Raw genomic sequence first — 24,570 nt, 5'->3', positions numbered from 1 at the left:
GCGAAGATTATACCCGAAACCCGTGGCGGACCCAACCAGCGGCGCCTGCATCCCAGCCGAAATGGCCGGAATGCGGGTGCATCGGTCAATGATCGTCGAGCAGTTCTTCACCGATGTGGGTAATTTCCAGACACAGGTCCAGCGCCTGCCCGCCACCGGTCGCCGCCGAGGCGAACCACTGATCGCCCACCCGTCGGCGGTCGACCGCCTGTAGATCAAGGTTCGAGCGCGTGCGGATTCGCGCGTCGATCTTCTGCCCGACTTCCACAATCGAGGTCATGCTGGCGAAGCGACCGTCCTGAAGGGTCATCACCTTCCAGAGGCGCTGATCTTCGGGAGTTTCAGCGTACAGCCCGGGGAATCCGTTGTAGCTGCAGTCCAGGTGACGTTTCCTGGAATTGAAGTCACGACCGCTACGACGGCTCCAGGACTGGATGTCGTAGTAGGGACGACCAATGGATGCGTCAAACAGGCAACGAAACCAGAAGTAATGAGGCTCACGCGCCAGCATTGACGTCACGATCATCCAGTCATCGGCGACCCGTGCAGCCTGGCCATCCTTGATCGCTAGCCTGGCGCAATCAAGATACCCCTCGTAACCCGGCGTCGTACAAGCAACGCGGGCAATGAACGAACGATCATAGTTGTGTTTGAGCATCGTTAGCTTTCCTTTGTGAGATTTTTCAGGGTCCGCAGACCACTCGTCGGAGTCTCCTGCAGCCCTGTATTCAAGGGGGCTGACGAGGAAAAGCGCAGAGGGAAACGGGGAGCCATCAAGCAATCAACGCTGGCCAAATGCTGCTTCAGATGGGAACCTTTACGGCTGTGGAGGCGTCCACTCCCCTGATTCGCACTCGGCTTTGACCGTTCGTCAGGGGTGGTTTTACCGGCACTACGAGCCTGACGAGGCTTCGCTTATGGCGTGTTCTGCTCCGCTTCGGACAGCACGCTGCTTATCGCGATCGCACTGCCTGCCACCTGGAATGGTGGCCGCCACGGGAGTGTGTTCGCCGACAACAAAAGGAGTCCGCCTGTGGCTAAACGCTATGGCAAGGGGCTGATGGGATGTGCCTTCGCGCTCGTCATCCTGGCCCTGCTGATCCACTGGATCGGCATCGATACGATCGCGCACTACCGCGCCGATCTGTGGTTCTACCTGCAAGCGCACCTGATGCTGGTGCTGCTGTCGATGGTGGCGGCGTTAGCCGTGGGCATACCCGCTGGGATTGCCTTGAGTCGACCACACCGGGTCGACCGCGCCGAACGTTTCATGCAGCTGTTCAACATTGGCAACACCATCCCCCCGCTGGCCGTTCTGGCCATTGCCCTGAGTTTTCTCGGCATCGGCGCCGGTCCCGCGATCTTCGCCCTGTTCCTCGCCTCCCTCCTGCCCATCGTGCGCAACACCTACGAGGGCCTGAAAAACGTTCCCGCCTCGCTCAAGGAAGCCGCTACCGGTATCGGCATGACAGCCCGTCAACGGCTGTGGCAAGTCGAACTGCCCAATGCCGTGCCGATCATCATCGGTGGTGTGCGGGTGGCTCTGGCAATCAACGTCGGCACCGCACCGCTGTCGTTCCTGATCGGTGCCAACAGCCTGGGCAGCCTGATTTTCCCTGGCATCGCCCTGAACAATCAGCCGCAACTGCTGCTCGGCGCAGCCTGCACTGCCTTGCTCGCACTGCTGCTTGACGCCCTGGTGGCGCAAGGTAGCCGGCGTTGGCTTGAACGCGGCCTGGCCCACTAAGCGAAGGAACTCCAATGAAAAGAATCGCCTTGTTACTGGGCGCGGCCCTGCTGTTCTCGGGATTTGCCCAGGCCGCGACAAAACCTGTGATCCGCCTCGGCGCACGGGTCTTCACCGAACAGACCGTGCTGGCAGAAATCACCGCCCGCTACCTCAACCAGAATGGCTTCGATGTGCGTATTACCGGTGGCCTGGGCAGCAATCTGGCGCGCAGCGCGCATGAAACCGGCCAGCTGGACATGGTCTGGGAATACACCGGGGTGTCGCTGGTGTCCTACAACCATATCGCCGAGCGCATGCCCAGCGCTGCGGCTACCTATGCCAAGGTCAAGGAACTGGATGCGCGCAAAGGCCTGATCTGGCTGACGCCGTCGAAGTTCAGCAACACCTACGCCCTGGCCCTGCCGCGCAAGATCGCCGAGCAGTATCCGCAGGTGAACACCATCAGCCAGCTGAACCAGGTACTGCGCGAAGAGCAAGAGCGCACCCATGTGATCGCCCTGGACACCGAGTTCGCCAACCGCCCCGACGGCCTGGTCGGTCTCACCGAAACCTACGACCTGCAACTGAGCCGCAGCAACATCCGCCAGATGGACGCGGGCCTGGTCTACACCGCGCTGCGCAACGGCCAGGTATTCAGCGGCCTGGTCTACACCACCGACGGGCGCCTGAACGCCTTCGACCTGAAGCTGCTCGAAGACGACAAACACTACTTCCCCGATTACACCGCCGCCCCAGTGGTACGCAAGGAAATCCTCGACGCCCACCCGCAACTGGCCACCCTGCTCAAACCGCTGGCCGAGCAACTGGATGACCAGACCCTGCGCGAGCTCAACGCCAAAGTCGACGTCGAGCACCAGAGCCCGGGCAAGGTCGCCGCCGAGTACCTGCGCCAGCATCCACCTGCACAGGAGCAGCCATGACCATGCTCGATACCTTCGCTCACCTGGACTGGGCCCAGGTCCTGCACCTGACCTGGCAGCACATCACCCTGGTCGGCATCGCCGTCAGCCTGGCGATTGTGTTCGGCGTACCGCTGGGCATCCTGATGACCCGCTTCCCTGCCCTCGCCGGTCCCTTGCAGGCCTGCGCCACCGTTTTGCTGACCATTCCCTCGATCGCCCTGTTCGGCCTGCTGCTGCCGTTCTACTCCAAGTTCGGTCAGGGCCTCGGACCTCTGCCAGCAATCACTGCAGTGTTCCTTTACTCATTACTGCCAATCCTGCGCAACACCTACCTGGCGCTGACCAATGTCGAGCCGGGGATTCGTGAAGCCGCACGCGGTATCGGCATGACCTTCGGCCAGCGCCTGCGCATGGTCGAACTGCCCATCGCCGTGCCGGTGATCCTCGCCGGCGTGCGTACCGCCGTGGTGATGAACATTGGCGTCATGACCATCGCCGCGACCATCGGCGCCGGTGGCCTGGGCGTCCTGATCCTGACTTCCATCAGCCGTAGCGACATGTCGATGCTGCTGGTCGGTGCCTTGCTGGTGAGCCTGCTGGCCATCTTCGCCGACCTGCTGCTGCAAACCCTGCAACGTGCCCTGACTCCAGAAGGACTGCGCAAATGATCGAACTCCAGAACCTGAGCAAGACCTTTCATGCCAACGGCAAAGACGTCAAAGCCGTGGACGCCATCAGTCTGACCGTCAATGAAGGCGAGATCTGCGTGTTCCTCGGCCCGTCCGGTTGCGGCAAGAGCACCACGCTGAAGATGATCAACCGCCTGATCGCGCCGACCTACGGCAAGGTGCTGATCAATGGCGAGGACACCACGGGTCTCGACGAAGTGACCCTGCGCCGGCGCATCGGCTATGTGATCCAGCAGATCGGTCTGTTCCCCAACATGACCATCGAAGAGAACATCACCGTGGTCCCGCGCCTGCTCGGCTGGGACAAGCAGAAGTGCCATGAGCGGGCGCGCGAATTGATGAGCATGATCAAGCTCGAACCCAAGCAGTACCTGCAGCGCTATCCGCGCGAGCTGTCCGGTGGCCAGCAACAGCGCATCGGGGTGATCCGTGCCCTGGCCGCCGAAGCACCGCTGCTGCTGATGGACGAACCGTTCGGCGCGGTCGACCCGATCAACCGCGAGATGATCCAGAACGAGTTTTTCGAGATGCAGCGGGCGCTGAACAAGACCGTGATCATGGTCAGCCACGACATCGACGAGGCGATCAAACTGGGCGACAAGATCGCCATTTTCCGTGCCGGCAAACTGATCCAGATCGACCATCCGGACACGCTGCTGGCGCACCCGGCTGACGACTTCGTGAGCAACTTCGTCGGTCAGGACAGCACGCTCAAACGCCTGCTGCTGGTACGCGCCGAAGATGCCGCCGACAACGCGCCGTCAGTCAGCCCGCAAACGCCGGTCAACGACGCCCTGGAGCTGATGGACGAGCATGACCGCCGCTACGTGGTGGTCACCGATGCGCAGAACCGGGCCATGGGGTATGTGCGTCGCCGCGACCTGCATCGTCAGCAAGGCAGTTGCGCCGACTTCCTGCGCACCTTCAATGCCACCGCGTCCCACGACGAGCACCTGCGCATCCTGCTGTCGCGGATGTACGAGTTCAATCGTTCGTGGTTGCCAGTGCTCGATGCCGAGCAGGTGTTTCTTGGGGAAGTGACGCAGGAGTCGATTGCCGCTTACCTGAGTTCGGGGCGTTCGCGGGGTGGCAAGACGTGCATCGTCTCGCCGGCTGAAGCGTTGGCCTGATCGGTAGGATCAACTGTCTTGCACTTGCCGGTGGGAGCGGGCTTGCCCCGCGATGCGATGTGACTGAAAAACCGCAATCGCGGGGCAAGCCCGCTCCCACCGCCTGCACCACCGCGGGATCAGAACCCTACACTGGCCTGCACATAGAAGGTGCGTGGCTCACCCAGGTAGATCCCCGAGTTGTTGTCGCTGGAGCGGGTGTAGTACTGCTTGTCGAAGATGTTCTTCACCCCCGCCGCCAGCTTCAGGTTCGACAGCTCCTGGCCAAAGTCATAGCCACCACGTGCCGCCCAGGTGACGTAGCCGGGAATATCACCGAACTGACCATCGGCGCTCGGCTCGGTGATGTAGTCACCGTTGAAGCTGCCGTCTTTGTTCATCCCGGTACCTGGTGCGCGCTGTTTCGATTGGGCAAAGGCATCCAGGTTCCAGGTCCAGCGATTGATCTGGTAACGCAGTCCGGCGTTAACCACTTGCCGCGAATAGAACGGCAGGTCGCGGCCCTTGAAGCCAGGAATCTCCCCTTCATAGGTAGCGCGGGTGTAGGTGAACGCGGCATTGGCGCTCAGGCCCTGCAAGCGTGGATCGAGACCCGAGAGGTCGTAATGCATCGACGCCTCGATACCCTGGTGCTTGGTCGCGCCGAGGTTGGTCCAGCCGATGTCGTTGCTGATGTATTGCAGCTCGTCATCGAAGTCGATGTAGAACGCGGTCAGCTCTCCACCCCAGGTGCCGTTGTTGTAGCGGGTACCGACTTCATAAGTCTTGGCTTTTTCCGGCTCCAGGCCATTGGCGGTCTGGTCACCGCTGCCACCCTGGCCCAGCTGGAAGTACTGCAGGCTGCCGAACGAGGTTTCGTAGTTGGCGAACAGTTTCCATTCATCGGACAGGTGATACATCACGCTCAGCGCTGGCAACGGCTCGTTGCTGGTCACGCTGCGGTTTTTCTCCTGTACGCGCTTGCCGTCCGTGCCGATCACCGGGCGCTCGTGCCAGTCGGTGTTGATATGCTCGAAGCGGACCCCCGGGGTGATGGTCCAGTTGCCGACATCGATCTTGTCATCGATGTAATACGCGCTGGCTTCGGTGCCACCGGTGCGGTCCTGGAACACATGGCCGTCCGAGCCCGGCGCCGGGGTCGGGACATTGTCGATCAAGGCCAGGCGCGTGGATTGTTCGTGCATCGCTTCCTTGAGGTAGCGATAACCGACGCTGACTTCCTGGGTGCTCGGGCCGGCGAAGAAGATCCGCGACACCCGCGGTTCGATGGCGAAGGTGTGGTAGCTGCGCGGGTATGAAGACAGGGTCTTCTGGTCGCGGGCGGCGATGCTGCTGCCACGGAAGCTGTCGGTATAGTAGGTCTGCACTTCGAACTGGGTAAGGTCGTCGATCTGGCGCAGGTACTTGAGCGAGACGTCTTTACGGCGGCCGCTGAAGGTGTCGTAGTCGCGATCGGACTGGTACGGATCGTCGTCGAACTGCGCCTGGGTCAGGCCGCCGGGCATATCGGCCTTGGCATCGTAATAATGGAAGTTCAGCCACAACTCGTCGTTGTCAGTGACCGCCCAGTGGGTCTTGAACAACACGTCGTCGATGTCGTTACTGTTGTTGCTGCTGCGATAGCCATTACCGTTGACCCCGGAATACAGCAACGCCGCCCCCAGGCCGTTGTCCGCGGTACCGCCGAGGAACGCCGACTCGATATGCTTCCAGCCACCGTGACGGGAGGTTTCCATGGTAGTGGACAGCTCGCCGGTGGCCTTTTCAGGAATCGCCCGGGTGACGAAGTTGATCACCCCACCGACGTTCTGCGGGCCATAACGCACCGAGCCGGCACCACGGACCACATCGATACTGTCGAGGTTGCCGGAGGAAATCGGCGCCATCGACAGCTGCGGCTGACCATAGGGGGCGAAGGCCGCCGGAATGCCATCGATCAGCACCGTGGAGCGCGGCGACAAGCGCGAGGTCAGACCGCGCACGCCAACATTGAGGGCGATATCGCTGCCGCCGGTACCGTTCGAATCCTGCACCTGAACACCCGGAATGCCACGCAGCACATCGCGCACGTTCATCGCGCCCTGCTCGACCATCGCCTCGCGGCGCACCACCGTACGCGCGCCCGGATGGTTCTGGACCACAGTTTCTTCGGCGTTGCCGAGCCAGTCACCGACGACCTTGATGTCGGTCGGCGCCAGTTCGAGGCTACCGGTGCTCAAGGTACCTGCGCTCTGCGCGGGCTTGAGCACCACGCTGCCCTGGGACATCTCGTAAGTCAGCCCGCTGCCCTGCAGCAGTGTCTGCAGGGCCTGCTCCGGCGCCAGGGTGCCGGACACTGCCGGGGCTTGCTTGCCGGCCACCAGCTCAGGGCTGAAGAACAGTTGCAGCGAAGTCTGCTGGCCCAGTTGGCTCAAGGCCGAGGCCAGCGACTGGGCCGGGATCTGGATGCTGGTCGCAACTTGCTCGGCATAGCTGCTGGCGATCCCGCCACTGACCGCCAGGGCCAGCGCCAGTGGCAGTAAACGGGAGCGCAGGCGTGGGGCAGAACGCGGGGAAAACTTGTTGTTGTTCACGTCTTCGGGAAATCCTGAGGGGCCGGATAAAATGCCATCTGCATGCAAATGGAAATGCTTGGCAGTTGCAGTTGCAGTTGCAGTTGGCCAGGAAGACGAACAACTGAAAAAAAACCTGAATTTATTTTGAAATTATTTCGCTGGAGCCATCGGCATGGGTCTTGATGGCCACCGGCAGGATGCTCGGCAGGGCGCGCAACAAGGCATCGGTATCGTCACTGTTGAAGGTACTGCTCAGGCGTAGCGCCGCTACCTCGCCCGCGGTCACGCGCAAGGGTTGGGCACGGTAGCGCGAGACTTCCTCGACCACTTCGCTCAACGGCGCGTCATTGAACACCAGCTTGCCCTTGCGCCAGGCGGTCAGCGCCGCAGCGTCCACCGCATAAGGTGTGGCGACCTGGCCCTGGGCATCGATCTGCGAGCCAAGCCCGGCAGTGAGTAACGCCTGGCTGGCGCCCTCGCCATGTACCCTGACCGAGCCTTGCTCCACGGCAACCCGGGTGCGGGTCGGGTCCAGGCGCACGTCGAAACGCGTGCCGGTGACCGTCACCGTGCCATTGCCGGTGCGTACGACAAAAGGCCGTGAGGTGTCGTGGGCGACACTGAACATGACCTCACCGGCGACCAATTCGATGCGCCGTTGCCCGGAGTTGAAATCGACGTTCAGTTGCGTACGGCCATTGAGTTCCAGCTGCGAGCCATCCGGCAGCTCGAGTTGGCGGCGTTCGCCCAACGCCGTGTGCAACTGGTCCTGGTAGTTGAGCTGGTGCTGTTGCCAGCCGAACCAGCCAAGCCCCACGGCCGCGACTGCAACGCCAGCAGCCAGCGCCTGCTGGATGAAACGCCGGCGCGGCATCTGGCGCAGCGGATCGGCCTGGCACAAGGCCTCGAGACGCGCCCGCGGCAACACATCGGCTGCGCTCCAGAGCCGGGCGAGCAGATCGTATTCGTCCTGATGCTGCGGGTGCTGCACCAGCCAGGCGTCGAACAACGCCTGTTGATCGGCAGCCAACGCACCGTCACGGCTGCGGGCAAACCACTGGGCGGCCTGCTCGCGCACGGTTTCGGTGCCACACAGGCACGCGCGCTGATTCATGAAAACATTCGCCTGACTCATCTCGTCGACACATCCAGGTGCTCACGCAGATGCCGGAGCGTGCGGATCATATACTTTTCGACCATGTTCTTGGTCAAGCCCATGCGTTCGGCGATCTCAGCCTGGCTCAGCCCTTCGAGCTTCTGCCAGATGAACACCCGCCGGCAATTGAGCGGCAATTGCGCCAGGGCGCGCTCGACACTGTCCGCCAGCTCGATGGCATGCATGTAGGCCTCCGGGTCGCCACTGGCGTCGCTGGCGGGATCGAAAACATCCTGCTCGACGGCCTGGCGGCGGTCTTCGCGGCGGTAACCATCAACAGCAATATTGCGCGCGGTCTGATGCAGATAAGCGCGTGGTTGCTCGACCCCGGCCTGGTCATTTTCCAGCACCCGGACAAACGCATCATGTGCCAGGTCCTCGGCCTGCTGGCGATTGCGCAATTTGCGCGTCCAGGTGCCGATCAGCTCTTGGTAGTGGTCGAGAAAGCCTTTGTGTCGCGACACGATGCGGGGGTCTTCGCCAAGCGATGAGGAATGACGCGAATAGTAATGTTTCTTATTAAGTGCGGCAATCGGAGATCATGGCAGGCGACGAAGCGTGATCGGGGCAAAAAATTATCCAGTGGCCCAGGTGCGGGAGGGCCACAGAGCACGAAAAAAAAATTGAACGCCATCGCCCTGCCCTCCTGAAACGCATACGTGTTTTCTGGCGGACAACCGAGGACTTTTTTGCCACTTTCGTTGCTAAATTCGCCGATCGCACAGGATGAAAGGCAACTTGCCGGATAGCTGAAAGATCCCCGGGCATTTCGGTATTTTTAACGCTTTTGTCATCAAATTGAACATCTACTGTTTACCTGGGTCGGTTAAAAAGTGGCTGGGCGGGACGGGGCGACAGACGCGTGCAAAATCGCGACATTTTTTGTTGATCTTGAGCCCCTCAGGTCCTAAAGTTCGCGCCGAACGTCCATGCTGGAAACGATCCATCCGGCTCAAGTACTGACGACGAGACAGCAAGGTCACCCGTAGCTCGCTTCATCCGCACGGTTGACCTTTTTGCTTTCGGCGACATGCCTTGGGAAGTAGGCGAACCAAAGTGGGGATACGGAGGGCGTTCAGTTGCAGCCACTTTTTTATTCAGTTTGCCCATGGAGTCCCTAAGCATGTCGATTCAGGTCGAAGACTACTTCGCGCGCGATACCTTTCAGAAAATGAAGGCCTTCGCCGACAAGCAAGAAACCCCGTTCGTGCTCATCGACACCCAGATGATCAGCCAGGCCTACGATGACCTGCGCGCCGGTTTCGAATTCGCCAAGGTCTACTACGCGGTCAAGGCCAACCCGGCGGTGGAAATCATCGACCTGCTCAAGGAAAAAGGCTCGAGCTTCGACATCGCCTCGATCTATGAGCTGGACAAGGTCATGGGCCGTGGCGTCAGCGCCGATCGCATCAGCTACGGCAACACCATCAAGAAATCCAAGGACATCCGCTACTTCTACGAGAAGGGCGTGCGTCTGTATGCCACCGACTCCGAAGCCGACCTGCGCAACATCGCCAAGGCGGCGCCGGGTTCAAAGGTCTATGTGCGTATCCTCACCGAAGGCTCGACCACCGCTGACTGGCCGCTGTCGCGCAAGTTCGGCTGCCAGACCGACATGGCCATGGACCTGCTGATCCTCGCCCGTGACCTGGGCCTGGTGCCTTACGGTGTGTCGTTCCACGTCGGTTCGCAGCAGCGCGACATCAGTGTCTGGGATGCGGCGATTGCCAAGGTCAAAGTAATCTTCGAACGCCTGAAGGAAGAAGACGGCATCGAACTCAAGCTGATCAACATGGGCGGCGGCTTCCCGGCCAACTACATCACCCGTACCAACAGCCTGGAAACCTACGCCGAGGAAATCATCCGCTTCCTCAAGGAAGACTTCGGTGACGACCTGCCGGAAATCATCCTCGAGCCAGGCCGTTCGCTGATCGCCAACGCCGGCATTCTGGTCAGCGAAGTGGTACTGGTAGCGCGCAAGTCGCGTACCGCTGTCGAGCGCTGGGTCTACACCGACGTCGGCAAATTCTCCGGCCTGATCGAAACCATGGACGAGTCGATCAAGTTCCCGATCTGGACCGAGAAGAAAGGCGAGATGGAAGAAGTGGTGATTGCCGGTCCGACCTGCGACAGCGCCGACATCATGTACGAACACTACAAGTACGGCCTGCCGCTGAACCTGGCCATCGGTGACCGCCTGTACTGGCTGTCGACCGGCGCCTACACCACCAGCTACAGTGCCGTAGAGTTCAATGGCTTCCCGCCGTTGAAAGCTTACTACCTCTGATGTAAAGCCTGGGGGCGCTTGCTGCCCCCAGGCCGCTCTTCACTCAAAGCCATTTGAGCACTTGTGCTTTGAACGTCAGGACTTCCCCGTCATGGGTATTCATCAGCACCTCATTGCCGGTGGCCAGCGAAGAATAGCTGCGAAGCTTCATGCCCTTGTGGTTTCGAACCCCAAACTGCAGATCCTGATCATCTTCCCAGCGATTGAACGGCTCTGCCTTCCAAAAATTTTCCACATTAGCGACCTGGTACAGGCCAGCGTAACCACTGATACTTTCACCCAGCTTCGCGCCTCGATAGCCTGCGGTGGCGCTGGAGCAGGAGATGTTGTAAATCAGGCGTTCGCCAACGCCGGATACCGACCCTTCCAGAAAATCAAAGCGAAAGTTGACGGGTTTGACATGGGTGTCGTTACCCTTCATCGACTTGAGCCATCCGCTATAGGAAGGCGTACTTGAAACCGTGATGCCCACGCGCTCATCGTAGCCGTCCTGTCGAACATACAAGCGGGCGATGAATGAGCGTTCCTTATTATCCGTCATACCGATCTCCTACCGGCCTATTGGCCATTACCTGAACGCGATGTCGGTTCAAGGTAAAGCCGGATCAAGGCGTCAGGACAGGATGAAGCGGTTCCAGCGTCAGGCCTCAAGCCCGATCAGGCGTTCGCGGTAAAGGCTGAGCATCGCCCTGATACGAGGCTCCGCTGCCTGCTCCAGGGTGGCGATGCTGCTGCGCAGGAAGTTGGCATTACCGTGCGTCGCGGCAAGTTCCAGCCATCCCAGCGCCGCATCGATGTCACCGTGTTCGGCAAGCACGGCGGCGTGACTGAACTGGCCACGAAAATCTCCGGCCTCAGCTGAACGTCGGTACCAGATGTGAGCGGTTTGCGGATCAGCCTCACAGGCGAGTCCCATCTCCAGATAGCGCCCCAGCAGGTTCATCGACTTGGCATGCCCACTGTGTGCAGCCTGCCGGTAAGCCTCAAGCGCAGCAGCCTGGTCTGCGGCGATACCCCTACCGGTACCCAGCATGTTGGCGTAGTTGTACAACCCCCAGTCGAGCCCTGCCTGAGCGGCCTGGCGGTAATGCTCGACGGCTTGCTCGAGCGCCTGTGCCCCGCCCCAGCCATGCTCCAGACAGCGCCCGAGCATGTTGTGCGCCATGGCACTGCCACTTTGAGCGGCGATGGCGAACCAGCGCCGGGCCAGCGCCGGGTCCCGTTCGATGCCGCGTCCATCCAGCAGAATCTGCCCAAGCAGCAGCTGCGCTTCAACCAGCCCCTGCCCTGCTGCCGCCAGAACAACCTGTGCGGCTTTGCCCGGGTTGTGCTCAAGCAACTGCTGCACTTGCTCGATATCGATCACTTCTTCACGGCGCAGACTGAATGTCACGGATCAGACCTCGACCCAGCGGCGCAACAGGTTGTGATAGGTACCGGTCAGCTGGATCAGCGCCGGATGGTCAGGCATGTCGGCCGTGAGTTGCTGGATGGCATTGTCCATCTCGAACAGCAACGCGCGCTGGCTGTCTTCACGCACCAGGCTCTGGGTCCAGAAGAATGCGGCATAACGTGCACCACGGGTAACCGGGTTGACCTTGTGCAGGCTGGTCCCCGGATAGAGCACCAGGTCCCCGGCCGCCAGCTTCACCTGCTGCACACCGTAGGTGTCCTGGATCACCAGCTCACCGCCGTCGTAGTCCTCGGGGTTGCTCAGGAACAGGGTTGAGGACAGATCGGTACGCACCCGCTCATGACTGCCACGGGGCTGGCGCAGCGCGTTGTCGATGTGAAAACCGAAATTACCACCTTCACGGTAGCAGTTGATCAACGGCGGGAAGACCTTGTGCGGCAAGGCTGCCGACATGAACTGCGGGTGCTGCCACAACCGCTCGATCAGCGCCGTGCCGATCTCCTTGGCCAGAGGATGGCCTTCAGGCAGCTGCAGGTTGTGCTTGGCCTTGGCCGACTGATAACCCGCGGTGATCTTGCCGTCGGCCCACCCGGTCCGCTCCAGCGCTTCACGGATACGCGTGACTTCCTCGGTGGAGAACAGTCCGGAAATGTGTAGCAGCATGGCGCGGGCACCTGAAAGCGGAAAGATGTCAATGGTATTGATTCCCATTGACTCACCACAACCCCTTTCTGAGGGGTGCGACGTTTCAGCACTGCAAACCCGCAGTTACAAATTGTAAAGAATGTAAATTTCGAACGAATAGCAATCTTTCTCAATTGTTACTCATATTTGTTTACATTATATTTCGCGGCCTTTGAATCCGGGGAAGGGGACCACCATGCCGCGTCACTACGTGCCAACCGCTGTCAGTTCACCACGCTTGCTCGCCTCTGCCATTGGTGTAGCGATTACTGCTACCTCTGCCGGACACCTGGCCTATGCCGCAGAGGCCGAGCCCGCCAAGAACGGCGCGATTGCCCTGGACGCTACCAGCGTCACCGGCCAGGCCGACGCGGCAAGCACTGATTACAAGGTAGAGAGTGCTTCTTCGCCGAAGTACACCGCACCGCTGGTGGACATTCCGCGCAGCGTGACCGTGGTCCCTCAGCAGGTCATCAAGGACACCAACGCCCTGAACCTGCAGGACGCCCTGCGTACTGTGCCAGGCATCACCATGGGTGCCGGCGAAGGTGGCAACCCGTCAGGCGACCGCCCTTTCATTCGCGGCTTCGACTCGCAAAGCTCGATGTACCTGGACGGTGTGCGTGATACCGGATCACAAACCCGCGAAATCTTCGCGATTGAGTCGGTCGAAGTCGCCAAGGGCCCGAACTCGACCATCGGCGGTCGTGGTGCGGCGGGCGGTACCATCAACCTGGTGAGCAAACGCGCACATTTGGGCAACTCCACCGACGCTGGCTTCACCTGGGGATCGGACCAGACCCAACGCTACACCTTCGACGGCAACTATCAGTTCCTCGACACCGCTGCGTTCCGCCTGAACCTGATGAGCCACGAAAGCAACGTCGCCGGCCGCGATGAGGTCAACTATGACCGTTGGGGCGTAGCGCCGTCGCTGGTCTTTGGTCTGGGTACCGAAACCCGCCTGAGCCTGGATTACTACCACATGGAAAGCGATGACCTGCCCGATTCAGGCATCCCTTACAGCCTTAAATCCGGCAGCTCCGCCAATCGTACATCGGCAAATCCCGACAAGCCGACTGATGGCGGCGACAGCGACAACTTCTACGGCCTGGTGGGTCGCGACTTCTTCAAGAGCCGCGCAGATATCGCCACCATCGCGCTGGAACATGACCTGAGCGATTCGCTGACCATCAAGAACACCCTGCGCCACGGCAACACCCTGCAGGACTACATCTACAGTCAGCCTGACGACAGCAAGGGCAACATCCTCAAGGGTGAAGTCTGGCGTCGCCCGAACAACCGCGTCGCCAATACCAGCACCACCACCAACCAGACCGACCTGTTCGGCGAGGTGTACATCGGCGGGTTCAAGAACACCTTCTCTACCGGTATCGAGTTGAGCCGCGAAGCTTCGACCAAGGAAGGCTACGACGTTACCGGCTTCAAGTCGGGCGACTGCTCCAAGGGTGAAGGCCTGATTCCTGGTGTGTGCACCTCGTTCCCCAACCCCGACCCGAATGAAGCCTGGGGTGGTAGCGTCAGCCGCACCAACGCCGGTGCCGACACCACCAGTAACACCCGCGCCATCTACCTGACCGATACCCTGGAACTGGATCCTGCTTGGCTGCTGACCATGGGCTTGCGCTACGACCATTTCGACACCAAGGCCAAGACCAAAGCCGCCACTGGCGCCACCAGCTTCAAGACCGAAGACACCAGCGAATTCATTACCGGGCAATTGGGTCTGACCTGGAAGCCAACCGACAACGGTAGCGTTTACATTTCCTATGCGACGTCGGCAACCCCGGCCGGGGCTGCGCTGGGTGAAGGCAGCGACGGCAACCCATTGCTGACGGCCACCACCACCAGCGAGCTGAAGCCTGAAGAAACCACCAACTATGAAATCGGTACCAAGTGGGACCTGCTGGACCAGCGCCTGAACCTGACCGCGGCGATCTTTCGCACCGAGAAGGAAAACGCCCGGGTTCTGGTCGATGCCAACACCTATCAAAACGCCGGCAAAAGCCGCGTTGACGGCCTGGAGTTGACCGCCACCGGCAAACTGAGCAACGACTGGCAAGTGTTCGCGGGCTACACCTACATGGACGCCAGGCTGATCGACGGCGGCGCTCAGACGGTGAACAAAGTACTGATCGACGGTTATAACGACGGCAATCAGATGCCCAACACGCCGAACAACAGCCTGACCTTGTGGACCACTTACAACGTCACGCCGAAATTCACCGTCGGTGGCGGTGCCTTCTACGTCGACGATGTATTTGGCAACGTGACCAACAGCGTGATGGTCGATTCGTACTGGCGCTATGACGCCATGGCCAGCTACAAGCTGACCAAGAATGTCGACCTGCAGCTGAACGTGCAAAACCTCACCAACGAGGTCTACTACGACAAGGCTTACGCGGCTCACTACGCCAACCAGGCTGCCGGACGCACCGCCCTGCTGAGCACCAACTTCCACTTCTGAGTGCGTTGACCGGCAAGCCCCGTTCATTTCGGTGAACGGGGCTTTTGTGTATCAAGGCATAATGCGCGACGCATTCGTATTTGCGGCAAGACAAGGTGATCGATGTGGTGAAGAAATCGCTGTTTCAGCTGCACTGGTTCTTCGGTATTACGGCCGGCCTGGTGCTGGCCCTGATGGGCATTACCGGGGCAATCTGGTCGTTCCAGGATGAATTGCTGCAGCTGTTCAACCCCGACGTACTTAAAGTCGAAGTACGTCAGGAGGGTGTGTTGCCGATGCCCGAACTGGTCAGAAGGATCGAGGCCGAACAGGGTGACAAGGTCGCCATGCTCTCAGTCCAGCCCCAAAGCGACAAGGCGGCGCGCGTTTTCTTCACCCCGCCACCCGGTGAACGCCGGGGCCTGATGCGCTATGCCGACCCTTATACCGGCAAGTTGCAGGGCGATGTCGCCGGTCAAGGCTTCTTCGACCTGATGCTGCGGTTGCACCGTTTTCTGGCCATGGGCGACACCGGCCGGCAGATCACCGGCGCCTGCACGCTCATGCTGATTTTCTTCTGCCTCTCCGGCCTGTACTTGCGCTGGCCGCGCAAGGCGCTGAACTGGCGGGTGTGGCTGACCCTGGACTGGGCCAAGAAGGGCCGTGCCTTCAACTGGGACCTGCATGCCGTGTTCGGCACCTGGTGCCTGCTGTTCTATCTGCTGTTCGCCATCACAGGTCTGTTCTGGTCGTATGAGTGGTACCGCGAAGGCCTGAACAAGCTGCTGGCCGATGGCCCCGCCGCCGGCCAGCAGCACAAGCGTGGCGAAGGCCGCGGACGTCCAGGTGGCGCGCCGGGCAAAGAGGCCAAGCCGCTGGTGGTCGACTACGACGCCATCTGGAACAACCTGCAAACCGCCGCGGGCCAGACCATGACCAGCTACAACCTGCGCCTGCCGCCTGCCGGTGGGCAACCGGCGACCCTCTTCTACTTGCTCGAAGGCGCCGAACACGAACGTGCGCTCAACACCCTGACCCTCGATCCGGCCAACGGCCAGGTGAAAAAGCACGAGCGCTACGCCGACAAATCGTTCAAGGCGCAACTGCTGGCTAGCGTCTACGCCCTGCATGTGGGCAGCTACTTCGGCCTCACCGGGCGCATCCTGGTGACCATTGCCAGCCTGACCATGCCTTTGTTCTTTGTCACCGGCTGGTTGCTGTACCTCGATCGTCGGCGCAAAAAGCGTCAGGTGCGGGCCGCACGCAGCACCCTGACGCCGTCCGATACGCAGGGCAATGGCTGGATCGTGGGCTTTGCCAGCCAGAGCGGTTTCGCCGAACAGCTGGCCTGGCAGAGTGCCGGACAACTGCAAGCCGCCGGTTTGCCGGTACAGGTGCGGCCACTGGCCGAACTGAGCGAAAACGACCTCAACCAGGCTGAACGCGCGCTGTTCGTGGTCAGTACCTTCGGCGACGGCGAGGCGCCGGACAGTGCCCGCGGCTTCGAACGCAAAGTGCTCGGCCAGCCTTGGGCGCTGGACAACCTGAACTACGCCCTGCTCGCTCTCGGGGACCGGCAATACCCGCAATTTTGTGGCTTTGCCCGACGCCTGCAGGCCTGGCTTGGCGAGCGTGGTGCCACACGCGCATTCGCCACGGTAGAAGTCGACAGTGCAGACCCTGCGGCCCTGCAACACTGGCAGCAGCAACTGGCTCAGTTGACCGGCAGTCAGCCACCGGTTGCCTGGCAGGCGCCTGCATTCGCCAGCTGGACCCTGGTTGAGCGCACATTGATGAACCCTGGCAGCCAAGGTTCAGCGGTGTACCTGCTCGGCCTCAAGCCAGAGCAACCGGCGCAATGGCAGGCGGGTGACCTGGTGGAGATCCTGCCACGCAACAGTCCACATAAACTTGAACAGTTCCTGCGCGGACTGGGGCTTGAGGGTGAATCTGCCGTACAGGTCGACGGCCTGCAGGAAAGCCTGCTTCAGGCCCTGGCCAGCCGCCAGTTGCCCAGCAGCCGCGAGCATCTGGTCGGCCTGCATGCCCAGGCCTTGGTCGATGCGCTGATTCCGCTGGCGGCGCGCGAATACTCGATCGCCTCGATTGCCAGCGAGGGTGTCCTGGAACTGATCGTGCGTCAGGAGCGACATGCCGACGGCAGCCTCGGCCTCGGCTCCGGCTGGCTGACCGAGTACCTCGCTGTGGATAACAGTGTCAGCTTGCGTCTGCGCAGCAACAGCGGTTTCCATTTGCCGGCAACGGCGACACCGATGATCCTGATCGGCAACGGCACCGGAATTGCCGGGCTGCGCAGCCTGCTCAAGGCCCGTATTGCCGCTGGTGAACAACGCAACTGGTTGCTGTTCGGCGAGCGCAAGCAGGCCCACGACTTCCTCTGTGCGCAAGAACTGCAAGGCTGGCTGCACAACGGTGAACTGGCGCGCCTGGACCTGGCGTTCTCCCGCGATCAGGCACACAAGGTCTATGTGCAGGACCGTTTGCGTGAACAGGCGGTTGAGCTGCGTCACTGGCTGGATGAGGGCGCGTCGATCTACATCTGTGGCAGCCTGCAAGGCATGGCCAGCGGAGTGGATGAGGTATTGAACGAAGTGCTTGGCGCTGCCGAGGTTGAGCGCTTGATCGAGCTTGGGCGCTACCGGCGGGACGTGTACTGATGATCGCGGGCCAAGCCCGCTCCCACCGGGAGATCACCTTCAGCCGGGTGGGAGCGGGCTTGCCCCGCGATGAAGATCAATGCAGATCGAAGGTATCGGCATCCAGATTGGCCGGGAAGCGCGTACGGTAGGCCGACAGGTCAGCCGCACTCAACACCACGGTGAAAACACCATCCGCCTCTCCCGCGCTGAGCAGGCTCTCGCCCTGGAAGTCCAGGACCTGGCTGTCGCCAGAGTAGGCAAAGCCCTTGCCATCAGTGCCAACCCGGTTCACCGCCGCCACATAACACAGGTTTTCGATACCCCGCGCTGGCAACAAACGGTTCCAGTGCTGGCGACGCGCTGCAGGCCAGTTGGCGGTATACAGCAACAGGTCGGTGTCCTGGGCATCGCGACTCCACACCGGGAAGCGCAGGTCGTAACAGATCAGCGTGCGCACCCGCCAGCCCTTGACCTCGAACTGCACCTGCCGCTCGCCCGGGGTGTAGTGCTTATGCTCACCGGCCATGCGGAACAGGTGACGCTTGTCATAGAACAGAATCTCGCCATCCGGCCGCGCCCACAGCAGGCGGTTGCGGTGACTGCCATCGGCGGCCTGGATGATCACACTGCCAGTGACCACCGCATCGAGCTTTTTCGCCTGGCTCTTGAGCCACTTGTAGGTCGGGCCGTTCTCCGGTTCGGCCAGGCTCTCCGAATCCATCGAGAAACCGGTGGTGAACATTTCCGGCAGGATGATCAGATCGGCACCACGGGCCTGCTCCAGCAAGTTTTCGAAATGCTCGTAGTTGGCCAGGCGGTCCTGCCAGGCCAGGGTTGTCTGCACCAGGGCGACTTTCAGGTTAGGCAGAGCACTCAGATCGCGCATAGCTTCTCCGCTGCCTGACGCAGCGTCTCCTCGCGTTTGGCAAAACACAGGCGCACCAGGCGCTGTTCGGGAATGGGTTGCTGGTAAAACACCGATACCGGAATGGTCGCCACCCCGTGTTCACGGGTGAGCCACAGCGACATCTCGACATCGTTCAGGTCCGGGCGGATGGCTGAATAGTCCACCAGCTGAAAGTAGGTACCGGCGGTGCGGGTGAACTGGAAGCGCGAGGTGGCCAGCAGATCGCAGAACAGGTCGCGCTTGGCCTGGTAGAAGGCCGGGAGTTCTTCGACATGCTCTGGGTGCTCGGCCATGAAATCGGCCAGTGCCCATTGCAATGGAGTCACACCACAGAAGTTGACGTACTGATGGACCTTGCGCAGTTCGGCGCTCAAGGCCGGCGGCGCGACCACATAACCGGTCTTCCAGCCAGTCACGTGATAGGTCTTGCCGAACGAGCTGACGACAAAGGCCCGCTGGTACAGCGCTTCTATCGCTAGCACGCTGGCGTGCTGCACACCATCGAACACCAGGTGTTCATAGACCTCGTCACTGATCAGGTAGATATCGCGATCGGCGATCAGCAGCGCCAGCTTTTCCAGGTCATCGCGGCTGATCAGCGCGCCGCTGGGGTTATGCGGCGAGTTGAGGATGATCATCCGCGTACGCGGGCTCAGGGCGTCGCTGAGCTTCTGCCAGTCAATGGCAAATTGGCCATCGGTGAGCTGGACATGCACGCAACGTCCGCCAGCCAGTTCGACCGAAGGCTCGTAGCTGTCATAACACGGGTCGAAGACAATCACTTCGTCACCGGCACGGATCACCGCATGGATGGCGCAGAAGATCGCTTCGGTGGCACCCGGGGTAATGGTGATTTGCGTCTCGGCATCGACACTGACGCCATAGCTACGGGCGATCTTGGTCGCTACCTGCTGGCGCAACGCCGGTAAGCCGGTCATCGGGCAATACTGGTTGTGACCGGCAGCGATATGCCGGCCTGCTGCGTCGAGCAGGGCCTGAGGGCCATTGAAATCGGGAAAACCCTGGGACAGGTTCAAGGCGCCGGTTTGCACGGCGAGCTGGGACATAGTGGTAAAGATGGTGGTGCCGACGTTCGGCAACTTGCTACTGATCATGAAGCCCTCTTTCCTGCTGAACAATCCGGCGGTCAGGGACCGAGCATAGCGGATTGAGTGGTCAGGAAAAAGGTTGAAACCGTCGCAGGCCTATCGCGGGGCAAGCCCGCTCCCACAGTGTGTGATATCCCTGTGGGAGCGGGCTTGCCCCGCGATGATCTTAGCGCTTGTCCTTACGCTTCTTCTCGGCTTTCTTGTGGTGCGACATCAAGCGACGCTTCTTGTTGACCTGGCGGTCGGTCAGGGTGTTCTTGTTGCCTTCGTACGGGTTATCGCTGCCCTTGTACTCGATACGGATCGGCGTACCGACCAGCTTGAGCACCCGACGATAGGTGTTTTCCAGGTAGCGCGAGTAAGACTTGGGTACTTTCTCGACCTGGTTGCCGTGGATCACGATGATCGGCGGGTTGGCACCACCGAGGTGGGCATAGCGCAGCTTGATCCGGCGACCGTTGACCATCGGCGGCTGGTGATCGCTGACCGCGTCTTCGAGGATCTGGGTCAGGCGGCTGGTCGGCCAGCGGGTGACCGCCGACTTGAAGGAGTTCTGCACCGACTGGTACAGGTTACCGACGCCAGTACCGTGCAGGGCCGAAATGAAGTGAATGTCGGCGAAGTCAACGAAGAACAGCCGGCGCTCCAGCTCGGTCTTCACGTAGTCGCGTTCGCCCGGCTGCATGCCATCCCACTTGTTCAGGGCGATGACGATGGCGCGACCGGCTTCCAGGGCAAAGCCCAGCAGGTTCAGGTCATGGTCAACCACGCCTTCGCGGGCATCCATGACGAAGATGACCACGTTGGCATCCTTGATCGCCTGCAGGGTTTTGACCACGGAGAATTTTTCGACTTCTTCGTGGATCTTGCCGCGCTTGCGCACCCCGGCGGTGTCGATCAGGGTGTACTTCTCTTCGTTACGCTCGAAGGGAATGTAGATACTGTCGCGGGTGGTGCCGGGCTGGTCGTAAACGATCACCCGGTCTTCACCGAGCATACGGTTGACCAGCGTCGACTTGCCGACGTTCGGACGACCGATGATGGCGATCTTGATGCCATCTTTCTCGCTCGGGCCTGGGATGCGCACCGCTTCCTCGCCTTCGGCGACGTCGGTATCGATCTCTTCGACATTGTCCCGCGGGAAGTCGCTGAGCACGGCTTCCAGCAGGTTGTTGACGCCACGACCCTGGGCGCCGGCAACACCAATGGCGTTACCCATGCCCAACGGCGAGAACTCGGCAATCGCGATCTGCGGATCGATGTTGTCGATCTTGTTCGCCACCAGGAACGAGCGCTTGTTGCGCTTGCGCAGGTGCTCGGAAATCATCTGGTCGGCGGCGGTCAGGCCGGCACGGGCGTCAACCAGGAACAACACCACATCGGCTTCTTCGATGGCCAGCAGTGACTGCTCGGCCATTTTTTCGTCCATGCCGTGCTCGTCACCGGAAATACCACCGGTGTCGACCAGGATGTACGAGCGGCCTTGCCAGCTTGCTTCACCGTATTGACGGTCACGGGTCAGCCCGGACAGGTCGCCGACGATAGCGTCACGGGTCCTGGTCAGGCGGTTGAACATGGTGGATTTACCGACGTTCGGTCGGCCCACCAGGGCGATTACGGGAACCATACGGCTCTCCACTTCATAAATTCGGAAAATACAAAGGCCGCTGCACTGCAGCGGCCGGAGTTCGGGCGGCACCCGAAGTGCCGCAGCCCGAGGCCTGCACGGCCTCAAGCATAGCCTCAGCGGATGGTCAGCGCCTCGAGCTTGCCGCTGTTGCCGTACACATAGATGGTGTCACCCACCACCAGCGGACGGGCGCGCAGGCCATCGCTGTCGATACGCTCACGACCGACGAAGCGACCGTCGACCTGGCTGAGCAGGTGCAGGTAGCCTTCCAGGTCACCTACTGCTACATAGCTGGAGAACACTTCCGGCGCCGACAATTGACGACGTGCCAGCGAATCGTTGCTCCACAGGGCGCTCGAAGAGCGCTCGTCGATGCCTTCCACGGTACCCGAAGCCAGGCTCACGTAGACGTTACCGAAGCCCTGGGCCACACCGGTGTAGCTGGAAGCATCACGCTGCCACAGCACCCGGCCGCTTTCCAGATCCAGACCGGCAACCCGACCCTGATAGCTGGTCACGTACAGCGTACCGCCAGACAGCAGCAGGCCACCGTCGATATCGACCACGCGGTCAAGCTCCGAGCGACCTTGCGGGATCGCCACACGCTGTTCCCAGACCGGCACACCGTTACGGGTATCCAGGGCAATGACCTTACCGGTCGACAGGCCCGCAACCGCCAGGTGATTGGTCACGATCGGCGCACCGGTACCACGCAGGGTCAGTACCGCCGGGGTGCTTTCGTAGATCCAGCGGCGATCACCGGTGCTGGCATCCAGACCGATCACACGGTCATCCTGGGTTTGCACAACCACCACGTCGCCGTTGGTGGCAGGTGGCGCCAGCACTTCACTGGTCACGCGCGAACGCCAGCGTTGCTCACCGGTGCTGGCATCCAGGGCGATCACTTCACCGCGCAGGGTACCGAGCATGACCATGCCGTAGCCGACGCCAACAGCGCCGGAGACAGGCAGTTCAAGGTCCTTTTTCCAGGCCACGTCGCCGGTATTGCGGTCCATGGCCATCACCACGCCGGTTACATCGGCGGCGTAGATACGATCGTTCTCGATCGCCGGGACCAGCATGTTGAAGGATTCGCCCTGACCGTCACCGATCGAACGGCTCCATTGCTTCTTCAGAACCACTTCTTCGGTGAACTTGGTCAGCTCGGCCGGCGGCAATTCCTTTTTGCTGTTGCTGCTGCAACCCGCGGCCAGAATGGCCAGGGTCAGCACTGCTGCATGTTTCCAACCGATCACGTCACGCATCCCCTTTGGCCAGGTCGTCGAGCTTGAGTTGCAAACCACCGATCGCGGCGTCGTCAGACAGCGCGTCCTTGGCCTTTACGTATGCGGCATGGGCATCAGCAGTACGACCCAGCTGTACCAGCAGGTCGCCCTTGAGCTCTTCACGGCTGGCCAGGAACGCTTTGTCGGCGTCGCCTTCCAACAGTTTCAGTGCCTCATCAACCTTGTTCTGGGCAGCCAGGACACGGGCCAGACGCTGACGGGCGATTTCTCCCAGCGTAGCGTCAGCCGGCTTGTCGACGACCGACTTGAGTTCGGCAGCAGCGTCATCGAGCTTGCCAGCCTCGACCGCGACCTTGGCCACGAACAGGCTGCCATACTGGGCATAGGCGCTACCGCCAAACTCGTTCTTGAGCTTGCCGGACAGTTCCGCGACCTTGGCCGCATCCGGCTCGCCGCTTGGCGTCAGGGTAGTTTCCAGCAGGGCCTGATAAAGGTTCGAGGCGCCTTGCGACTGGTTGCCCTGGTACTTCTGGAAGGCTTGCCAGCCAAACACTATTACCAGTGCCAGCAGGCCGCCGGTTACCAGTGGCTTGCCATTACGCTGCCACCAGTCCTTGAATGCCGCCAGCTGTTCATCATCGGTACTCGACACCCCAATACTCCTTTTCACCAAATCGGCTGTTGACCCGCTTCACGCCTGCGCGAGGGAAGCTTCCAGGTGCTCTGCCAGAGCATCCCAGGCAATGTTTTGTTGTTCGCCCTGGCCACGCAGGGGTTTGAAACCTACCACTTGTTGCGCCAGTTCGTCGTCCCCCAGGATCAAGGCGAACAGCGCGTTGCTCTTGTCGGCCTTCTTGAACTGACTCTTGAAGCTGCCGGCACCGGCATTGACCTGCAGGCGCAGATTCGGCAGGCGATCACGCAGGCGCTCGGTCAGGGCCAGGCCCGCCAGCTCGGCCTGCTCACCGAAGGCGCACAGGTAGACATCGACCTGACGGTTGATCGACTCGGGGACCTGCTCCAGGGTTTCCAGCAGCAGGATCAGACGCTCGATACCCATGGCGAAACCAACACCCGGGGTCGGTTTGCCGCCCATCTGCTCGACCAGGCCGTCGTAGCGGCCACCGGCGCAGACAGTGCCCTGGGAGCCGAGCTTGTCGGTGACCCACTCGAACACGGTCTTGCTGTAGTAGTCCAGGCCACGCACCAGCTTGGTGTTGATCACGAACGGGATCCCGGCGGCATCCAGACGCGCTTTGAGGCCGTCGAAATGCACCCGCGACTCTTCGTCCAGGTAGTCTTCGAGCTTCGGCGCGCCGACCAGCACCGCCTGGGTGTTGGCGTCCTTGCTGTCGAGGATACGCAGCGGGTTGGTCTTCAGGCGACGCTGGCTGTCTTCGTCCAGCTGCTCCAGACGCGCCGAGAGGAACTCGACCAGCGCATCACGGTAGCGCGCACGGGCTTCGCTGGTGCCCAGGCTGTTGAGCTCGAGCTTGACCGCGTCACGGATGCCCAGCAGGCCCCACAGGCGCCAGGTGAGCACGATCAGCTCGGCGTCGATGTCCGGACCGTCGAGGTTGAAGACTTCGACGCCGATCTGGTTGAACTGGCGATAGCGACCTTTCTGCGGGCGCTCGTGACGGAACATCTGACCGATGTACCAGAGTTTCTGCACCTGGCCACCGCCGCTGATGCCGTGTTCCAGCACAGCACGTACGCAGGCTGCAGTGCCTTCCGGACGCAGGGTCAGGGAGTCGCCGTTGCGGTCGGCGAAGGTGTACATCTCTTTTTCGACGATGTCGGTGACTTCACCGATCGAGCGCTTGAACAGCTCGGTGAACTCGACGATCGGCGTACGGATCTGACGATAGCCGTAGGTGTCCAGCAGGCCGGCGACGGTGCTTTCAAAATAGCGCCACAGCGGGGTCTGCTCGGGCAGGATGTCGTTCATGCCACGGATGGCTTGCAGCGATTTGCTCACGG

The 24,570-nt window shown here is 61.1% G+C and carries 20 protein-coding genes; 7 read left to right on the top strand and 13 right to left on the bottom strand.

What is annotated here, in order from left to right:
- Positions 1–85 precede the first annotated feature (85 nt).
- Positions 86–658: a hypothetical protein gene (locus tag NPS47_RS15655; RefSeq protein ID WP_274295764.1), complete on the bottom strand. Its 573-nt coding sequence runs from the start codon at positions 656–658 to the stop codon at positions 86–88.
- 375 nt (positions 659–1,033) lie between these two features.
- Between NPS47_RS15655 and NPS47_RS15650 the strand changes: the two genes are divergently transcribed.
- The 4 genes from NPS47_RS15650 to NPS47_RS15635 are packed head-to-tail and all read left to right on the top strand — an operon-like array spanning position 1,034 to position 4,471.
- Complete coding sequence (locus NPS47_RS15650; RefSeq protein WP_274295763.1) at positions 1,034–1,747, top strand: ABC transporter permease; 714 nt, start codon at positions 1,034–1,036, stop codon at positions 1,745–1,747.
- 14 nt (positions 1,748–1,761) lie between these two features.
- A complete protein-coding gene (locus NPS47_RS15645) occupies positions 1,762–2,670 on the top strand; it encodes a glycine betaine ABC transporter substrate-binding protein (RefSeq protein WP_274295762.1) in 909 nt (302 codons plus the stop codon).
- On the top strand, positions 2,667–3,320 hold the full coding sequence (locus NPS47_RS15640) for an ABC transporter permease (protein WP_038614486.1): 654 nt from the start codon (positions 2,667–2,669) through the stop codon (positions 3,318–3,320). The genes NPS47_RS15645 and NPS47_RS15640 overlap by 4 nt, the downstream gene beginning before the upstream one ends.
- Entirely contained in the window at positions 3,317–4,471 is a 1,155-nt protein-coding gene (locus NPS47_RS15635) for a betaine/proline/choline family ABC transporter ATP-binding protein (RefSeq protein ID WP_274295761.1), read from the top strand. The genes NPS47_RS15640 and NPS47_RS15635 overlap by 4 nt, the downstream gene beginning before the upstream one ends.
- A gap of 119 nt (positions 4,472–4,590) precedes the next feature.
- Here the strand turns inward: NPS47_RS15635 and NPS47_RS15630 are convergent, their stop codons facing one another.
- The 3 genes from NPS47_RS15630 to NPS47_RS15620 all read right to left on the bottom strand — a co-directional run bounded on the left by NPS47_RS15630 (position 4,591) and on the right by NPS47_RS15620 (position 8,646).
- Entirely contained in the window at positions 4,591–7,044 is a 2,454-nt protein-coding gene (locus NPS47_RS15630) for a TonB-dependent siderophore receptor (RefSeq protein WP_274295760.1), read from the bottom strand.
- A 121-nt stretch (positions 7,045–7,165) separates the two neighbouring features.
- Positions 7,166–8,140 (bottom strand): FecR family protein, encoded by a 975-nt coding sequence (locus tag NPS47_RS15625; protein ID WP_274295759.1) that lies wholly within the window; start codon positions 8,138–8,140, stop codon positions 7,166–7,168.
- Positions 8,141–8,157: 17 nt separating this feature from the next.
- A complete protein-coding gene (locus NPS47_RS15620) occupies positions 8,158–8,646 on the bottom strand; it encodes a sigma-70 family RNA polymerase sigma factor (RefSeq protein ID WP_274295758.1) in 489 nt (162 codons plus the stop codon).
- Between the two features lie 659 nt (positions 8,647–9,305).
- On the opposite strand from NPS47_RS15620, the gene NPS47_RS15615 reads away from it, so the two are divergent.
- A complete protein-coding gene (locus NPS47_RS15615; RefSeq protein WP_036993923.1) occupies positions 9,306–10,469 on the top strand; it encodes a type III PLP-dependent enzyme in 1,164 nt (387 codons plus the stop codon).
- A gap of 43 nt (positions 10,470–10,512) precedes the next feature.
- Here the strand turns inward: NPS47_RS15615 and NPS47_RS15610 are convergent, their stop codons facing one another.
- The 3 genes from NPS47_RS15610 to NPS47_RS15600 form a co-directional block, all read right to left on the bottom strand.
- Positions 10,513–11,010 carry a hypothetical protein gene (locus NPS47_RS15610; RefSeq protein WP_274295757.1) on the bottom strand — a complete coding sequence of 166 codons (498 nt, stop codon included), beginning with the start codon at positions 11,008–11,010 and terminating at the stop codon, positions 10,513–10,515.
- Positions 11,011–11,109: 99 nt separating this feature from the next.
- Entirely contained in the window at positions 11,110–11,862 is a 753-nt protein-coding gene (locus NPS47_RS15605) for a tetratricopeptide repeat protein (protein ID WP_274295756.1), read from the bottom strand.
- Between the two features lie 3 nt (positions 11,863–11,865).
- Positions 11,866–12,546 (bottom strand): Fe2+-dependent dioxygenase, encoded by a 681-nt coding sequence (locus NPS47_RS15600; RefSeq protein ID WP_274295755.1) that lies wholly within the window; start codon positions 12,544–12,546, stop codon positions 11,866–11,868.
- A gap of 217 nt (positions 12,547–12,763) precedes the next feature.
- Between NPS47_RS15600 and NPS47_RS15595 the strand changes: the two genes are divergently transcribed.
- Both NPS47_RS15595 and NPS47_RS15590 read left to right on the top strand, forming a co-directional pair.
- Positions 12,764–15,055 carry a TonB-dependent receptor gene (locus tag NPS47_RS15595; RefSeq protein ID WP_274295754.1) on the top strand — a complete coding sequence of 764 codons (2,292 nt, stop codon included), beginning with the start codon at positions 12,764–12,766 and terminating at the stop codon, positions 15,053–15,055.
- Between the two features lie 104 nt (positions 15,056–15,159).
- The gene (locus NPS47_RS15590; RefSeq protein ID WP_274295753.1) at positions 15,160–17,712 is read left to right on the top strand and encodes a sulfite reductase flavoprotein subunit alpha; all 2,553 of its coding nucleotides are present in this window, start codon (positions 15,160–15,162) and stop codon (positions 17,710–17,712) included.
- Between the two features lie 76 nt (positions 17,713–17,788).
- Here the strand turns inward: NPS47_RS15590 and NPS47_RS15585 are convergent, their stop codons facing one another.
- The 6 genes from NPS47_RS15585 to hisS all read right to left on the bottom strand — a co-directional run bounded on the left by NPS47_RS15585 (position 17,789) and on the right by hisS (position 24,568).
- Positions 17,789–18,580 carry an amidohydrolase gene (locus NPS47_RS15585; RefSeq protein WP_274295752.1) on the bottom strand — a complete coding sequence of 264 codons (792 nt, stop codon included), beginning with the start codon at positions 18,578–18,580 and terminating at the stop codon, positions 17,789–17,791.
- Positions 18,568–19,716 carry a pyridoxal phosphate-dependent aminotransferase gene (locus tag NPS47_RS15580; RefSeq protein WP_274295751.1) on the bottom strand — a complete coding sequence of 383 codons (1,149 nt, stop codon included), beginning with the start codon at positions 19,714–19,716 and terminating at the stop codon, positions 18,568–18,570. The genes NPS47_RS15585 and NPS47_RS15580 overlap by 13 nt, the downstream gene beginning before the upstream one ends.
- A gap of 160 nt (positions 19,717–19,876) precedes the next feature.
- Positions 19,877–21,337 carry a ribosome biogenesis GTPase Der gene (der, locus tag NPS47_RS15575; RefSeq protein ID WP_274295750.1) on the bottom strand — a complete coding sequence of 487 codons (1,461 nt, stop codon included), beginning with the start codon at positions 21,335–21,337 and terminating at the stop codon, positions 19,877–19,879.
- Positions 21,338–21,453: 116 nt separating this feature from the next.
- On the bottom strand, positions 21,454–22,605 hold the full coding sequence (gene bamB / locus NPS47_RS15570; protein ID WP_274295749.1) for an outer membrane protein assembly factor BamB: 1,152 nt from the start codon (positions 22,603–22,605) through the stop codon (positions 21,454–21,456).
- Positions 22,598–23,239, bottom strand: a complete 642-nt coding sequence (locus tag NPS47_RS15565) for a YfgM family protein (protein WP_274295748.1) — start codon at positions 23,237–23,239, stop codon at positions 22,598–22,600. Before NPS47_RS15565 ends, bamB begins: the two co-directional genes overlap by 8 nt.
- Before the next feature lie 39 nt (positions 23,240–23,278).
- Positions 23,279–24,568, bottom strand: a complete 1,290-nt coding sequence (gene hisS / locus NPS47_RS15560) for a histidine--tRNA ligase (protein WP_038614504.1) — start codon at positions 24,566–24,568, stop codon at positions 23,279–23,281.
- Positions 24,569–24,570: the final 2 nt, after the last annotated feature.

It is taken from the genome of Pseudomonas putida (assembly GCF_028682475.1).
Classification (GTDB): domain Bacteria; phylum Pseudomonadota; class Gammaproteobacteria; order Pseudomonadales; family Pseudomonadaceae; genus Aquipseudomonas; species Aquipseudomonas putida_AG.
This window is presented reverse-complemented; position numbering and strand designations above follow the sequence as displayed.

Coding starts and splice junctions, on each gene's coding strand:
- NPS47_RS15635 (WP_274295761.1), top strand. CDS start 3,317: ATGATCGAACTCCAGAACCTGAGCAAGACCTTTCATGCCAACGGCAAA.
- bamB (WP_274295749.1), bottom strand. CDS start 22,605: ATGCGTGACGTGATCGGTTGGAAACATGCAGCAGTGCTGACCCTGGCC.
- NPS47_RS15580 (WP_274295751.1), bottom strand. CDS start 19,716: ATGATCAGTAGCAAGTTGCCGAACGTCGGCACCACCATCTTTACCACT.
- NPS47_RS15610 (WP_274295757.1), bottom strand. CDS start 11,010: ATGACGGATAATAAGGAACGCTCATTCATCGCCCGCTTGTATGTTCGA.
- der (WP_274295750.1), bottom strand. CDS start 21,337: ATGGTTCCCGTAATCGCCCTGGTGGGCCGACCGAACGTCGGTAAATCC.
- NPS47_RS15600 (WP_274295755.1), bottom strand. CDS start 12,546: ATGCTGCTACACATTTCCGGACTGTTCTCCACCGAGGAAGTCACGCGT.
- NPS47_RS15645 (WP_274295762.1), top strand. CDS start 1,762: ATGAAAAGAATCGCCTTGTTACTGGGCGCGGCCCTGCTGTTCTCGGGA.
- NPS47_RS15655 (WP_274295764.1), bottom strand. CDS start 658: ATGCTCAAACACAACTATGATCGTTCGTTCATTGCCCGCGTTGCTTGT.
- NPS47_RS15585 (WP_274295752.1), bottom strand. CDS start 18,580: ATGCGCGATCTGAGTGCTCTGCCTAACCTGAAAGTCGCCCTGGTGCAG.
- NPS47_RS15595 (WP_274295754.1), top strand. CDS start 12,764: ATGCCGCGTCACTACGTGCCAACCGCTGTCAGTTCACCACGCTTGCTC.
- NPS47_RS15625 (WP_274295759.1), bottom strand. CDS start 8,140: ATGAATCAGCGCGCGTGCCTGTGTGGCACCGAAACCGTGCGCGAGCAG.
- NPS47_RS15615 (WP_036993923.1), top strand. CDS start 9,306: ATGTCGATTCAGGTCGAAGACTACTTCGCGCGCGATACCTTTCAGAAA.
- NPS47_RS15640 (WP_038614486.1), top strand. CDS start 2,667: ATGACCATGCTCGATACCTTCGCTCACCTGGACTGGGCCCAGGTCCTG.